We start from the raw sequence: 14587 nt of genomic DNA on the forward strand, positions 1-14587 counted from the left end.
AAACAAGATTCTCCCTAATATTATTTCTTGTATTGCAGTTCCCTTGTCAATTCCTCGACATATTCCAACGATCCTGTAACGATCAACCGGTCATTTATCAACAGTTCTGTATCTCCGTGGGGAACGATGGAATCTTTCCCCCTGAAAATCCTCACGATAATGACGTCTCCTGTAAATGGAAATTCCCGGAGCGTCATCTGATTGTAATCAGGATTCAACATCCGGATTTCATGTAATGCCGTCTCCTCACTCGTCATGATGTTCGCAATGTTGGGCGACTCGATCAATGCTTTCATTAAGGCTGTTGTAGCGAGCAACGTGGAAAACACTTCAATATCTTGCTCCGTCAGTGCCTTTGCAAGATCGGGGCTTTCGATTCTGGCAATCACCCGTTCAACGTCACGCTCTTTGGCAGCAACGGCCAATGTTGAATTGAGCTCTTCATCTCCAGTTGAGATAAAAAGGATATCTGCATCAAATGCTCCCTCTTTTTCCAACACCGCTTCGTCATACCCAGTAACCTCCAGTATTTCAAATGCTGAGTCTGCTGTGTGGGAACCGGCTTTTTCAAATTTCTTATGAATGAGGAATGTATCATACTGCGATTGGCTTAGTTCCTTGGAGACAGCAAGTGACATTTGGTTGGCTCCTACTAAAACAATTTTGATTTTCTGTTCCCCTACGTTTTCTTTTGGGAACAACTTTTTGAACATAATAGGGGTTAAAATACAGGAAATGACAGCCACCAATATTAACGTACCGCTCATCTGCGCCGAAATTACGTTAATCCGCTCCGCGATTTTAGCTGCTGCTATAACCAGCGACAATGTCGAAGTCAATAGGAATGCTGATGCGAGCACGGTATTTTTGTCATACCAGCGTTTTAGAATAAGTACTGGGAAGAACTTGGATATAAACAGAGCCAGGATCAGAAGCGGGATCAACAATAACATATTTTTATTGCTTAAGAGCGACCATAAATCGAGGTCTACTCCCACCATGACGAAAAATATAGGGATTAAAAATCCATATCCGAACGAATCAAGCTGCCTGATCATACTCTGATCCGGGTTGAGGAGCGACACAAGTGTCCCTGCTATAAAAGCGCCCAATATATTTTCCGCTCCCACTGACTCGGATAAGGCGACAAGCACAATGATCAGTGTAAAAATTGCGCGGGTCCCGATCTGTACCGTCCCCGTTGACAGTCGTGCTACAAAATTTCTACTTTTAAAACGGACACCGATAAAGTAAAAAATAACGCCTGTTGCGAACAAAACAAGCAACAGCCACATTTGTCCGCCTCCGTCACCTGAAAGAGAAACAAAAACGGACAGGAGAATCATCGTAACGAGATCGGCAATTACCGCAACAAGCAAGATAATCTGGCCGATACCCGTCTTCATGAGGTCCGCTTCCTTTAATGTCGGGACAACTACCCCCAGGGAAATAGTCGATATGATTAATGTCATCAGCATCATATTCTCAATAAAACCAGCAAGAACGAAAAGATATGAAAGCAATAGCGATAAAACAAAAATGCCTGCAAAGATCAAAATGGATACAACTAATCTGTTAGGCTCCAATGTGCCATTTGGAAGAGTCGCCTTCTTTTGCTTACTGCTAAAAGCCGAAAAATCGATTTCCACTCCGCTCAAAAACATTAAAAAAATAAAACCGAGCGTTGATAGCGTATCTAACCACATATCGTGATGGATAACATTGAGTCCGCTCTTGCCGATAATCAGACCCATTATTATTTCCGCTACAACAACCGGCATAAAGAATAGACGAAAACGGTGGAGAAGAAGCGGTGTAAAAAATGCGACCAGCAATACTATAACCAGTGAAAGTAATGATGATTCAGATTCCATATGCTTCTTCCTCCGTTGTTGATTGTTTATGAAATAATAAGTTAATGAATTTGTTTTTATATAACTGAGATTTTAATTTTCCTAAGCTAATGAACAAGATAGCCCATGAATAATGTTGCAAGACCAAAATAGATTAAAATGGATGTCAGATCATTCATCGTGGTGATAAAAGGTCCTGAGGCAACGGCAGGGTCGATTTTAAGCTTGTGCATGATAATTGGCACAAGCGTTCCAGCTAAGGTAGCTACGAAAAGAGATGCCAGAATGGAAATCCCTACGAGGAAGCCCAAAAACAATTCACCTTTCCACAAATAAACAACGATGACGACAAGCAACCCACAAATGGAGCCGGTAATAAGACCAGTTCCTCCTTCTCTTACAACCATTTTCCATCTGTTTTCTTCCTCCAGCTCACCTGTAGCAATCCCTCTTACAGCCACTGCAAGCGCCTGTGTGCCGGTATTTCCAGCCATTCCCGCTATTAACGGTATGAACACTGCCAAAATAGATACTTGATTTAAGGTGTTTTCAAACCTTCCGATCAAACTGGCCGTAAACATTCCCAAAAAAAGCAATATAATCAGCCAAGGCAGACGTTTTTTAGCTGCTGAAAAAGGATTTTTGTCAGGAGTGTCGACATCCATTACAGCTGCAAGCTTTGAGTAGTCATCCGAGGCTTCTTCATCAATGACATCGATAATGTCGTCAACAGTTATGATACCCAATAAATGATTTTGAAAATCGACAACAGGCAAAGCCAGCAGGTCATAGTCACGCATTTGGTTCGCAGCCTCTTCTTGATCCGCATCCACGGTGATTGAAACAACCCGTGAAGACATGATTTCGGATATCATCGTATCATCATTGCTGATTATAAGGTCACGAAGTGAAATGACTCCCACAAGGCGCCTGTCATCATCGATCACAAACACATAATAAATCGTCTCCGCGGTAGGGGCTTCATTTTTCAGAATATGCATGGCGGATCTGACTGTCTGATTGGCCGAAATGGCGATGTATTCCGTTGTCATGATACTTCCGGCAGTCGACTCTTCATAGTGGAGAAGGTCCTTGATCTCCTGCGCACTCTCTTTGTTCATGATGGTCAAATAGCTTGCCGCCTGGAGCTTATCCAGCTTATTCAAGACGTCAACCGCATTATCTGTAAACATATGTGACAACATGTCTGCAGCATATTGCGGCTCCATTTCCGCCAATATATCTTTATATTCACTGTCTTCAATATCCAAAACCTCAAAAAAGTCCGATACTTCCTTAGGTGATAAATATAGATAGATCTTCAACCGTATGTCATCGTCAATTTTTATAAAAAATTTTGCCTGGTCATACGGATGCAAATGTAAAAATTCTTCACGGAAACCCATCATGTTTTCATTATGAAGTGTTTCCAACAGCAGCTCTTCATCCAATTGCTCTTGTTCTTCCTGATTCATATCAGACATTATTTTCGCGCCTCCTCTCCGCCTGTCTTTCCTATCCTAACAAATCTAAACCAGCTTGTCGTTATTTTTTAAAACGAAGTTTGCATGAAACGGAATCGATTAATACAATAATATCAAAGAGCCTGCAACAAAAAAGTTCCGGTGTAATGTAAGAGCATTGCTAGCCGGCAATCCTTGAGAAGACAATTCCCAAGCGGTCAATCAAGCATGTTTTGAGCTTTGCAAGGTTAGAGCTAAGATGGTCCTTCCGAAGACTTGTATCTCCCCATTCAAAAAAAAGGCAGGTGATTGTATTGAAAATTGATATTATAGGGGATATTCACGGCTGTTTTTCTGAATTTAAAAACCTCTCACGAGAGCTCGGCTATTCTTGGCAGAATGGTGTTCCTATTCACAAGGAAGGAAGGGTTCTCGGCTTTGTCGGTGATCTCACTGACAGAGGTCCGCAATCTTTGACAGTCATCAAAACCGTCTGGACCCTTTGGAAACATCACGGTGCTTATTATGTGCCCGGAAACCACTGCAACAAGCTTTATCGATATTTTCTTGGCAGAAATGTCCAAGTCACCCATGGGCTTGAGACGACTGCCGCTGAGTTGAAAAGTCTGTCATCCAAAGAGGAGAACCATTACAAAAGAATGTTCATAGAACTGTATGAAGGCTCTCCGCTCTATCAAACACTCGATGACGGAAAGCTTATCATCGCCCATGCCGGAATTAAAGAAGATTACATTGGAAAAGTCAATAAAAGTGTGAAGACATTTGTGCTTTACGGAGACATTACCGGAGAATTCTTCCCTGATGGAAGGCCTGTTAGGCGGGACTGGGCAAAAAAGTACCACGGCAAACCTTTTATCGTTTATGGACATACCCCTGTAAACGAGCCCCGCACTGTCGGAAGGACAATAAATATCGACACAGGCTGTGTATTCGGAGGCAAACTCACAGCATTCCGATATCCCGAAAAGGAAACAATATCCGTTCCTTCCTCTATGCCGTATATACCGGAAAAATTCGCTTATTTTTCATAGGTACAGTATTTTTACCAGCTGTTTTTTCTTCAGCACTTGTTTTCCAGTTCCTCCAACATAAACTGCATATCGTGCGGCAACGGTATGTTAAAGGCCATCTCTTTTTTTGTAAGCGGATGGAGAAAGGACAGCTCGCTGCAATGCAGGGCCTGCCGCTTAATGCCATTCATCGGTCCGCCATACAGTTCATCACCAAACAAGGGATGCCCCAGATAAGATAGATGTACCCTAATTTGGTGAGTCCTGCCTGTTTGCAATTTAACTTTGAGAAAAGCCGCCTCTTTCATCTGTTTCTTCACTTCATATAACGTAACAGCCCTTTTTCCGTCCTCTCTTACTTCCCTTTCAATAATGCTTGTCTGCTTTCTGCCAATGGGCGCATCAATGACGCCCTGCTTATTATCAAAGATTCCCAAAGCAATGGCTTCATATGCCCTATTAATTTTCGCCTCTCTCTGCTGAAGGCCTAATAAATGGTGGGCATGGCGGTGTTTTGCAGCCAACAGCAGCCCTGATGTGTTTCTGTCAAGCCTTGTTACAATATGAACCGCAGCCTGCACCGATCCCTGCTGTTCATAGTAATAAGCCAGAGCATTTGCAACGCTCCCCGAGGGATGTTCCCTAGAAGGGATAGTGCTCATATGAGGAGGTTTGTTAATGACCAATAGATCCCGGTCCTCAAAAACGATATCCAATGGTACATGATCTTGTCGAAGGTGAGGATTGACCGTTTCGGGCGGGAATACAATTTCCAGCCTGTCTCCGACATCCAGAAAGTATCGGACATTCTGCTCTTTCCCGTTGACGCTGATGGATCCGCCGGAAAATTTAATATCCGTTAAGGCCCTCCTCGATATATGCTCTTCGGATAAAAAAGTTTTAATGTCCTTACCTGAGTGTTCTTTTGAAATGATCCATTCAAGTGAAAAGTTTGACATTTTTCTTAACCTTCACCCGATATGAACGAATCATGCACTCTTTTCCAAAAAGGAAACGGCCTGAACCTTGCAAATCGCACCTTTTCATCAGCAACTCGAAATTGAATTGATTTTACATCACGGTGCATTACATTAAGGTGGTCGATCGTGACATTAAAATCATGGACATATACCGGTTTGAGCATAAGGGTATGATGGGCAGGCAGAATAAGCGGGGAACCGACTGTCCTAAATACCCTGTTGTTGATGGATGCCATTTCAGCCAGTTGAATCGCGTGGATGGCAGGATGGATGATAGCTCCTCCCAGCGCCTTATTATAGGCCGTACTTCCGGATGGCGTCGATACACAGAGACCATCTCCACGGAAACGTTCAAAGTGCTCGCCGCGTATTTCCACATCCATGACAAGAGTTCCGACAGTGCTTTTGACGGTCGACTCGTTCAACCCAAGGTATTTCGTTTCTTTCCCACCATGCCGGTAACGGATGATCACTTCCAAAAGCGGGTATTCTACGACCTGATAAGGTGTTTTTGCAATGGCGATCACAAGCTTCTCGATCTCATCCGGAAGCCAGTCAGCATAAAATCCAAGGTGTCCGGTGTGAACTCCAACAAAAGCAACTTTGTCCAACCTCGAGCTGTATCGGTGAAATGCATAAAGAAGTGTACCGTCCCCACCGACAGAGATGACGATATCGGGTTCCGCCTCATCATAAATTAGTTCAAAATCTTGTAAATAAGTAATGATTCTTTGCATCAAAGCATTAGATGTTGAGTCGCCTTTTGATAGTACTGAAAACCTCATCACGCCCATCCTTTCCCATAAACGGTCATTGTTTCCCATCAGGAAGTTCGTAAGCTTCCTTGTTTTTTGTGAAATAGACTTGTGCTTCTTGTATTTCGTCCTTGATTTGTGACATTTGTTCATCAAGCCTGAATGCTGCTTCAGCGGCAGACTGTAGTCTTTTTTTAATTTCTTCAGGGATTTGCCCCTGGTATTTATAATTGAGTGAATGCTCGATTGTAGCCCAAAAATTCATAGCAAGAGTACGGATTTGGATTTCAGCAAGGATTCGCTTTTCTCCATGGATTGTCTGCACCGGATACTCGATGACTACATGGTAAGAGCGGTAGCCGCTTGGTTTTTTATGAGAAATGTAGTTCCTCTCTTCCACGATCCGAAAATCGTTTCTTTTTCTAAGAAGCTGTACGACTGTCTGAATGTCATCAACAAACTGGCACATCATTCTGAGTCCTGCAATATCCTGGATTTCAGTCTCCAGTTTATCAAGCGGAATGTTTTTCAAATTCGCCTTGACTAAAATGCTTGCAACCGGTTTTACACGTCCTGTTACAAATTCTATCGGAGAGTGGACATGCTCTTCAGCAAATTGCCCCCTCATACCTTTCAATTTGACCTTTAATTCTTCCACTGCTTGTTTATATGGCGCTAAAAATTGATCCCAATGATTCAAGATATTTCTCACCTCTGTGACTTCTGCTGCAAAAATGGTTCTTATTTTCCATAAGATATATACGAACTCATTTTAGCATAAAGTTATCATTCATACATTGAAGTAATTGTTTAAAAAAGCGATAATAAGACATAGCTTTGGAAAGGACGAACAGATGTGGGAAGAAATATTGAAATTGAATTCAAAAACATGGTGAACAAAGAGAACTTTACCAAGCTGCAGCAATATTTTCAAATAGACGAAAATGATTTTATCATTCAAAAAAACCATTACTTTGATACGCACGGTCTAACCCTCGGGCAGAAAAAGGCTGCACTTAGAATCAGAGAAAAGGAAGGACGTTGCGAACTCACCCTAAAGAAAATTGCAAAGAATGGTGTCCTTGAAATCAATCAGTTTATTTCGGATGAAGAAGCAAATGCTATGCTGTGGGAAAACATATTACCTCTCGGAGAAGTCCGGGATGAACTCATACTCATGAATATCTATCCAGAGTCTCTGGAATATAAAGGGATGTTACAAACTCGAAGGGCGCAGGTTTCTTATATAAAGGGTCAAATAATGCTTGATCACAGCTCGTATTTTGAACAGGAAGATTTCGAAATAGAATATGAAGTGGATGAAAAGGATCTTTTGCGTAGTAAAAATGATTTTTACAAACTGTTAAATGAACTCAACATTCCACGGAATCATGCCGATAATAAAATTAAAAGATTCTTCGATGCCAAAAAGGAGGGATCACATTGACTTCACTTGGACAGATCAAGGCATTGCTCGAATGGCAATCACTTCAAAGCTTTTCGGGACAACAGCAAAATTCCGGTATGCCTATATCTTCATCATTTGCCAGCCTTCTGCAGGAATTTGTTCAATCACAGAATCCTGATACTTCAATTGGACAGTTCGAAAACGAATTGAATACACTTGGACAAGTTTTTCGAAGCAACCAATATTATATTCAGCATCCTATAGCAGAAAAAAGAGATGCCCAAACCATTCATGGAACAGCATCTTCCACTGAATTGAATCCCGGTTCTTCCATCGAACAGATTGTACAACGTGCTGCTGATGCATATAAGCTACCATCCAAATTAATCAAAGCGATCATTCGCCATGAATCCAATTTCAATGCCCGCGCCGTTAGCAACGCTGGGGCCTCAGGATTAATGCAGCTGATGCCTGCCACCGCCCGCGGGCTTGGGGTAACCGATATCCTGGATCCGGAGCAAAATGTCATGGCTGGCGCCAAATATTTACGAAATATGCTTGATAAATATAAGGGGAACGTGAAGCTGGCACTCGCAGCTTATAATGCAGGCCCAGGAAATGTAGATAAATACGGAGGCATCCCACCGTTTAAAGAAACCCAAAATTATGTCCGAAAAGTAACAGATACCTACTTCGGCTAATAGAAATATAGTTGATTTTATACAATTTCTATAACTCCTTTGAACCTTGTTATATATAACAGGGTTTTTTTTGTGTGTCAATCCCCTTTTCTCCCCAAAAAGCTATTTATTTGTGTTATTTTTAAGCCGTTGATACAATGTACATACTATTTAAGAAAAGCGACGGCTCTCCACCTTCTTCATGAGAAGGCGATTTCGCGAACAATGAACCGCCTATGACCGGAGAGGCTATGCGCCGAAGTAAGGCACTGTCCTTATCCATGATATTTTACTATTTTTTAAAAAGGAGCGATTCATATGGTTGAAAAGCCAAAGATGCCGTATGACGCAATTGGAGAAGAAAAACTCTCTGATCTTGTGGATGCTTTTTATCGTCGGGTTGGAAAACATCCCGACCTGATTCCCATATTTCCTGAAGACTTGACAGAAGTCGCAAGAAAGCAGAAGCAATTTTTGACTCAATTCCTAGGGGGACCCCCTTTGTATTCACAAGAGCATGGACATCCCATGATGCGGGCACGGCACTTGCCCCATGAAATCACTCCTGTCAGAGCAAAAGCATGGCTGGGCTGCATGAGTGAGGCAATGGATGAAGTGGAGCTTGAGCCCTCTTTTCGGGAATTTTTTTATTCAAGGCTCGCCATTACAGCCAATCATATGGTCAATACACTGGATGAAGTACAGGGTGAAGTACCGTGATGGATTGGAAAACCCAAAACTTGCTTGAGCTCAAAAACGTTCGAAATAAACCGATTGAAATATATGTATTCATAGATCCTTTTTGCGAAGAGTGCTGGCTCCTGAATCCGATCATCAAAAAGCTTCAGCTTCAGTATGGCGATTACTTCACACTTAAACAAGTACTATGTGGAAACTTAACTGTTTTGAACAATGGGAGTAAAAGCAAAAGGGAAAGAACAATCGGCAATCAAAATATGATGGAACAGGGGACAGTCGTTCCTCATTTAGCAGCAATCAGCATAAAAGCTGCAGAACTTCAGGGAAAAAGGGCCGGGTTCCGCTTTTTGAGGAGGCTGCAGGAACTGATTTTTGCCGAGCAGGCGAATATTACAGATATCAATACATTGGAAAAGTGCGCACAAAGTGTAGGGTTGGACTGCAAAGAATTTATTCGGGATATTTATTCATCCAGCGCCGCAAGGGCATTTCAATGTGATATAAGGATTTCATCTGAAATGAATGTGGCTGAAATGCCTGCCATGGTATTTTTCAACGAACATATTGAAGATGAAGGATTAAAAATAACCGGCCTTTATTCTTATTCCATTTATGTCCAAATTTTAAAGGAAATGCTGGGGGGTTATGTACAGCCTGAAAACATTCCTCCTCTGGAAAAATATTTATCAAGTCAATCAATCATCACTACACATGATCTTTCCGTCATTTACGATATGCCATATCAACAAATGGAAAGAAAAATGAAAAAACTACAACTGCAACAAAAGGTCGAAAAGATAAATTCAACAAACGGCTCATATTGGAAATGTTTGAAGTTAAGTTAAGTTGAAAGGCACATGAGTGCCTTTCTTTTTTTGATCATAAAATCGTTTCTACTGCATAAAAATCTAAGCAGGGAAAAATGAAACGGAGGGATCACTGGTTTGAGAAAAATTCTGATCGGGTTGATGATCCTTTTTTTCATCATCAGTTTTTATCTTAATATGTTGGGACTTATGCAGTTAATACCTATTTACATTACTTCGCCGCTGCTATTCCTCTCCATATTTATTTTCTTCTCCTTCATGAATGGCAGGAATAAGTTCAAAGGGTTTCATTAGGAAAATCAGGAGTTTTATCTGGTCCCCCTCATCTAGGTCGTATTTTGCAAATTTCAGGAGTGTACACCCCTCTCAGGACATTGAGTAGACCAACGAAGAAAACTTTAAAGCACAGCCCACGTTTCGTGCGGGAGACCTGATTTTTCCTGAACGGGCTTTCTCATGGCATCACTATGCTTTTGCTATGACCGGTTTCCGCTTTATTTTTTCCACTGATTTACTAACAATCATAAAAAATGAGAGCCGGAAGTCCGGCCCTCTCCTTTTACATCTCATTTAAAAGCTGTTCCATTTCATTCAGCTTCTCTTCAAAAACCTTGCAGGCTGCTTCAATCGGCTCTGAGGAGGTCATATCAACCCCTGCCTTTTTCAATACCTCAATGGGGTAGTCAGAGCTTCCTGCTTGCAGGAACTCGATATAGCGATTGACTGCCTCTTCTCCCTCATCCAAGATTTGCTGGCTCAAAGCTGTTGCGGCACTGAAGCCTGTGGCATATTGATATACATAGTAGTTGTAGTAAAAATGTGGAATCCGTGACCATTCAAGCCCAATCTCTCTGTCAATATGAAGGTTTTCTTCACCAAAATACTTCTTATTCAGTTCATAATATTCTCGCGTCAATAGGTCTGGTGTCAATGCCTCTCCATTTTGAGCCTTTTGATGAATCAGATGTTCAAATTCGGCAAACATCGTTTGGCGGAATACCGTTCCGCGGAAACCTTCCAAGTAGTGATTGATCAGATATAATTGCTTTTGCTTATCATCCGTCGTTTTTTGCAAATAATCTCCCAACAAGGCCTCATTGCAGGTGGAAGCTACTTCTGCCACAAAAATGGAATAGTTCCCATAAGGATATGGCTGGTATTTCCGTGTGTAATAGCTGTGGACACTGTGGCCGAATTCATGCGCCAATGTAAATAAATTATTCACATTATCATGCCAGTTCATCAATATGTATGGGTTTGTCCCATACACTCCGGAAGAATAAGCACCGCTTCTTTTTCCTTTATTTTCTACGACATCCACCCAACGGTTTTCAAAACCTTCTTTCAAAATATTGATATAATCCTCGCCGAGTGGTTTCAATCCTTCCAGCAGGATATCTTTCGCTTCCTCATATTTGATTTTCATATCCACTTCTTTTATTAATGGAACGTAAAGGTCATACATATGAAGCTCATCAACTTGCAGGACTTTCTTTCTTAACCCGACATACCGTTGGAGCAGGTGCAGGTTTTTATTGATTGTTGAAACAAGACTATCGTAGACACTCTCAGGAATGTTATTTGCCGCCAATGCCGCCTGCCTGGCAGAATCGTAGTTTCTTGCCTTTGCATAAAAATTATCTTTTTTAATCGTTCCACTTAAAGTGCTGGCAAAAGTATTGGTATACTTGCCGTATGTATCATACACACTTTTAAATGCCTGTTCGCGTACATTCCGGTCTTGGCTTTCCAGAAAACGGATATAGTTGCCATGAGACAACTGAACGTCATTACCGTCTTCGTCTTGAATTACCGGAAAAACAAGATCCGCGTTATTCAGCATGCCAAAGGTCGTGCCTGATGCACCCAAAACCTCTGATGCCTCAGCAAGCAATGCCTCCTGTTCTGAACTCAGTACATGCCCCCGTTTCAAGTTGATCTCGTCCAATGCCTGCCTGTAAAGCTGCAAGCCCTTGTTTTCTTCAAGAAACCGATTCAATTTACTCTCATCCATTGCAAGTATTTCAGGGACAATATAGGAAAAAACACTTGCAAATCTTGAATAGAGTGATTCCGCTCTAGCATTAAAGCCCTGGTAATGCGAATTAGCCGTATCTTGATCATAGCGCATATGTGCGTATGTATATAATTTCCCCATCCGTTCGGACAGCTTAGATTGAAATTGTAATGCTTCGTACAGCATATCCGCATTTTCATCCAGTCTTCCCTTAAATTGTTCACCCTCTGGAATCGTTTCCTGAATGGAGGAGTATTCCTTCTCCCATTCCTCATCCGTTTGGAATATATCCTCCAGGCGCCATGTCAATTCCTCACTCACCTCTGACCGGCTTGGAAGGGTTTTTACGTTCGTATTCTCTGCCATAACATATCCTCCGTTCGTTTTGTCTTATTCCAAATTTTGCATAGTTACATATTCTCTTTTTCATGTGAAAAATCCTGCCGAGAGAGCGGGAAAGGGATATTGATTTAACCATTATTTTTTATCAACGCACCCATTACTTTCTTTTCATATGATTTCGTTTCCTCGACATGGGGTGCCCAGGGGAAAAACCGAATCAATCTATATAAGTCTTTCCCTGCACTTTGAAAATAAAACAATTGTTCAAGCAATCGAAAATAATGGCGGACAGCCTTTTCCCATTGATTTTTATCATGGAGCGGAAGCGTCCTGCAAACAATATCCCCTTTGGTTATTCTTTCTCGCAGTTTATAATTTACATACTTCAAAGAGATCTTTCTGTTTAATTTTAACTTTTTTAGACAATCAGACCAAATGAAAAATTGCCACTCGACCGGGTGGGAAATGAAGCTTTCCATGTAATTCACCGGCAGTCCGATGAGTGGCGATAAAAGAAATGGATTGGATCCTTCTGTATAAATCGCTCTTAAAAAGCTATCGCGGACAAGGTCTCCATGGCGAACCCTCTGTTGAATCCAATTCCTTTTTTCATCTGACCATTTCACGATTGGGAAATTAGCATTATCCGTAATGAGAGAAAGGGGAATTTTTATTTTTGAAATAGGCATTTGATGTAACTTTGCAAATACTTTTTTTGAAGTAAAAGGGGTAATACCATTCAAAATAGACGCCTTGCCACTTTCCGGCTCATACCCGGCAAGCATGACATGCTTATTTTTTCTTCTTGTCAATGACCAATGATATTCAGTCAGTTCAAACATATCTATTGTTCTTTTTTTATGAAATGGTTGCCCCCCAACAATCCATAAAGGGGTAATGCCCGATAAAAGGTATTGCAGTGACCTCTTTTCCACACTACGGACAGAAATAGGTGTACATTGAAATTCTATGGCAATTAGCCGTCCAGCTTTTTCAATAAGCAAATCGGGACGCTGTTTGATGTCAGGCAGATAATATTCAAGTGACACAGCCAATTGATTGGACAAACACCATTCAAATAGGTCCAGCTTGCCTTTTAAGTGCTTTGGGCTTTCCGGTTCGGATGCTGTTTCGATACATTGGGAATGTTGGTGGTGGGAAAAATGGGGAATTCTTACATGGCCAGCTTTTAGAATGAGGGGTTCTTTACAGATCGGGCAAAAGAATTGTTCATGCTCCCGCAGATGTAGGACTTGTTCCCGCATCTCGCCGAGCAGCGTGAACAATTCTCCCTTTTTGTTTAATGCTGTTAACAAAAAACACACTCCTTTCTTCCCTTTCATTATTCATTCGTCAATCGGACCCGTTTCTCCTTTATTGGCAAAAATAAAAAACCGATTTTCACAAAAATCGGTTTTTATGCAAAGTATTCGTTTAATGTAGTAAAAACGTCTTGGTCGATGACTTTTTTGCCATACTCTTCGAGACGATGGATTGTAAAGCCTGATTCATGTCCGTATTCCAATAGAATGCTCAATACATCCTCGATCTGGTCCTCATCAGACTCTTCATCCGGAAACTTCACATATAAATAATATTTGTTCTCATACGCAAACAACTTTGTTTGAATTTCTTCAAGCCCCTGTCTTTTTGAGAGCGAAAGTACATCTTCAAAGTCATTGAACATGAGGATAAATTCAAGCAAGTCATCATCAGAACGGACATAATGGTTTAATTGAAGGTGGTGGTCAAGAAATTCTTCGATCCTTTCATCTATAGGCAAGTCCTTCAATTTTTCATCCGGGATAGGTAGCTCAAACCTTTGGCCATCTTTGGACAATTGTGCTTTTGTCACTAAAACTTCCAGTCCTTTGTCCAATGCTTGGACCTGGATCCATAAAGGCCCTTCTGGTACAAATTCTTCCTCATGGTGGATCTCATCCATCATTTCCCAGAATAGTTCCTCGCTTTTTTCTCGGCTGTACCAAATTTCTTCACGGTCAAAGCCTCTTTCTTCTATATCGACATATGAAATATAAAATTTCACTGTATTTTCATTTATGCGCTCAATCTCCACAAAACAACTCTCCCTTCTTTTGTAGGGTGGCGGTGTTGAAGGGACATATATCCCGACAAAGGTATATATTAATAATTAGTCTTCCCCTTGTACTCTTTATTTTATGATAAATGCTTGTAAAAGGGAAACAATATTGGTTCCCAATTTACAAACCATCAAACGCCTACGAAAGATAATCGATGTTTCGCCTATCTTAACTAAAAAGTTATAAGAAATCAAGCGATTTTTCCGAAAATTTGACTGTTGTAATAAAAGCCCAGGACCCTTAACAACAAGGATAACACAAATCGCTTCTGAAGGTGATTAACGGGCTTCAGAAGCGATTTGATTGCAACCTCGATCCACTCGGAGCAGGAATAATGAACAATCGATGCTATGCATCTTCTCTATATTTAAAAGGGTGAATACACCTTATTAAAAAACCTCCATACTTCTGAATAAAGTATGAAGGTTTT

Annotated in this window: 13 protein-coding genes; 5 read left to right on the forward strand and 8 right to left on the reverse strand. The window is 41.2% G+C overall.

Annotated features, from left to right (window positions below; translation table 11 throughout):
• Positions 1-20: 20 nt before the first annotated feature.
• Both C509_RS0102915 and mgtE read right to left on the reverse strand, forming a co-directional pair.
• Positions 21-1874 (reverse strand): monovalent cation:proton antiporter family protein, encoded by a 1854-nt coding sequence (locus C509_RS0102915; RefSeq protein WP_018705406.1) that lies wholly within the window; start codon positions 1872-1874, stop codon positions 21-23.
• Positions 1875-1960: 86 nt separating this feature from the next.
• On the reverse strand, positions 1961-3337 hold the full coding sequence (gene mgtE / locus C509_RS0102920) for a magnesium transporter (protein ID WP_018705407.1): 1377 nt from the start codon (positions 3335-3337) through the stop codon (positions 1961-1963).
• Positions 3338-3630: 293 nt separating this feature from the next.
• Between mgtE and prpE the strand changes: the two genes are divergently transcribed.
• Positions 3631-4368 carry a bis(5'-nucleosyl)-tetraphosphatase PrpE gene (prpE, locus tag C509_RS0102925; RefSeq protein WP_018705408.1) on the forward strand — a complete coding sequence of 246 codons (738 nt, stop codon included), beginning with the start codon at positions 3631-3633 and terminating at the stop codon, positions 4366-4368.
• A 29-nt stretch (positions 4369-4397) separates the two neighbouring features.
• On the opposite strand, the gene C509_RS0102930 is transcribed toward prpE, so the two are convergent.
• The 3 genes from C509_RS0102930 to yjbM are packed head-to-tail and all read right to left on the reverse strand — an operon-like array spanning position 4398 to position 6782.
• Positions 4398-5306, reverse strand: a complete 909-nt coding sequence (locus C509_RS0102930) for an RluA family pseudouridine synthase (RefSeq protein ID WP_018705409.1) — start codon at positions 5304-5306, stop codon at positions 4398-4400.
• Between the two features lie 5 nt (positions 5307-5311).
• Positions 5312-6112, reverse strand: coding sequence for an NAD kinase (locus C509_RS0102935; RefSeq protein ID WP_026319655.1), 801 nt, complete (start codon positions 6110-6112; stop codon positions 5312-5314).
• 25 nt (positions 6113-6137) lie between these two features.
• Positions 6138-6782: a GTP diphosphokinase gene (gene yjbM, locus C509_RS0102940; RefSeq protein WP_018705411.1), complete on the reverse strand. Its 645-nt coding sequence runs from the start codon at positions 6780-6782 to the stop codon at positions 6138-6140.
• Between the two features lie 156 nt (positions 6783-6938).
• Here yjbM and C509_RS0102945 point away from each other — a divergent pair, with 156 nt between their 5' ends.
• The 4 genes from C509_RS0102945 to C509_RS0102960 all read left to right on the forward strand — a co-directional run bounded on the left by C509_RS0102945 (position 6939) and on the right by C509_RS0102960 (position 9714).
• Complete coding sequence (locus tag C509_RS0102945) at positions 6939-7529, forward strand: CYTH domain-containing protein (RefSeq protein ID WP_018705412.1); 591 nt, start codon at positions 6939-6941, stop codon at positions 7527-7529.
• A complete protein-coding gene (locus tag C509_RS0102950; RefSeq protein WP_018705413.1) occupies positions 7526-8191 on the forward strand; it encodes a lytic transglycosylase domain-containing protein in 666 nt (221 codons plus the stop codon). Before C509_RS0102945 ends, C509_RS0102950 begins: the two co-directional genes overlap by 4 nt.
• Before the next feature lie 297 nt (positions 8192-8488).
• Positions 8489-8890 (forward strand): globin domain-containing protein, encoded by a 402-nt coding sequence (locus tag C509_RS0102955; protein ID WP_018705414.1) that lies wholly within the window; start codon positions 8489-8491, stop codon positions 8888-8890.
• On the forward strand, positions 8890-9714 hold the full coding sequence (locus tag C509_RS0102960; RefSeq protein ID WP_018705415.1) for a ClpXP adapter SpxH family protein: 825 nt from the start codon (positions 8890-8892) through the stop codon (positions 9712-9714). Before C509_RS0102955 ends, C509_RS0102960 begins: the two co-directional genes overlap by 1 nt.
• Positions 9715-10255: 541 nt before the next feature.
• Here the strand turns inward: C509_RS0102960 and pepF are convergent.
• The 3 genes from pepF to mecA form a co-directional block, all read right to left on the reverse strand.
• Complete coding sequence (gene pepF, locus C509_RS0102970) at positions 10256-12079, reverse strand: oligoendopeptidase F (RefSeq protein WP_018705417.1); 1824 nt, start codon at positions 12077-12079, stop codon at positions 10256-10258.
• A 104-nt stretch (positions 12080-12183) separates the two neighbouring features.
• On the reverse strand, positions 12184-13371 hold the full coding sequence (locus C509_RS0102975) for a competence protein CoiA (RefSeq protein WP_018705418.1): 1188 nt from the start codon (positions 13369-13371) through the stop codon (positions 12184-12186).
• A gap of 101 nt (positions 13372-13472) precedes the next feature.
• Positions 13473-14132: an adaptor protein MecA gene (gene mecA, locus C509_RS0102980; RefSeq protein ID WP_018705419.1), complete on the reverse strand. Its 660-nt coding sequence runs from the start codon at positions 14130-14132 to the stop codon at positions 13473-13475.
• Between the last annotated feature and the right edge of the window lie 455 nt (positions 14133-14587).

Source organism: Siminovitchia fordii DSM 16014 = CIP 108821, from assembly GCF_000374565.1.
Classification (GTDB): domain Bacteria; phylum Bacillota; class Bacilli; order Bacillales; family Bacillaceae_C; genus Siminovitchia; species Siminovitchia fordii.

Bases quoted from the DNA above. Each gene is read 5' to 3' on its own strand.
- C509_RS0102935 (WP_026319655.1), bottom strand. From the start codon at position 6,112: ATGAGGTTTTCAGTACTATCAAAAGGCGACTCAACATCTAATGCTTTG.
- C509_RS0102915 (WP_018705406.1), bottom strand. From the start codon at position 1,874: ATGGAATCTGAATCATCATTACTTTCACTGGTTATAGTATTGCTGGTC.
- C509_RS0102955 (WP_018705414.1), top strand. From the start codon at position 8,489: ATGGTTGAAAAGCCAAAGATGCCGTATGACGCAATTGGAGAAGAAAAA.
- mgtE (WP_018705407.1), bottom strand. From the start codon at position 3,337: ATGTCTGATATGAATCAGGAAGAACAAGAGCAATTGGATGAAGAGCTG.
- pepF (WP_018705417.1), bottom strand. From the start codon at position 12,079: ATGGCAGAGAATACGAACGTAAAAACCCTTCCAAGCCGGTCAGAGGTG.
- C509_RS0102960 (WP_018705415.1), top strand. From the start codon at position 8,890: ATGGATTGGAAAACCCAAAACTTGCTTGAGCTCAAAAACGTTCGAAAT.
- C509_RS0102930 (WP_018705409.1), bottom strand. From the start codon at position 5,306: ATGTCAAACTTTTCACTTGAATGGATCATTTCAAAAGAACACTCAGGT.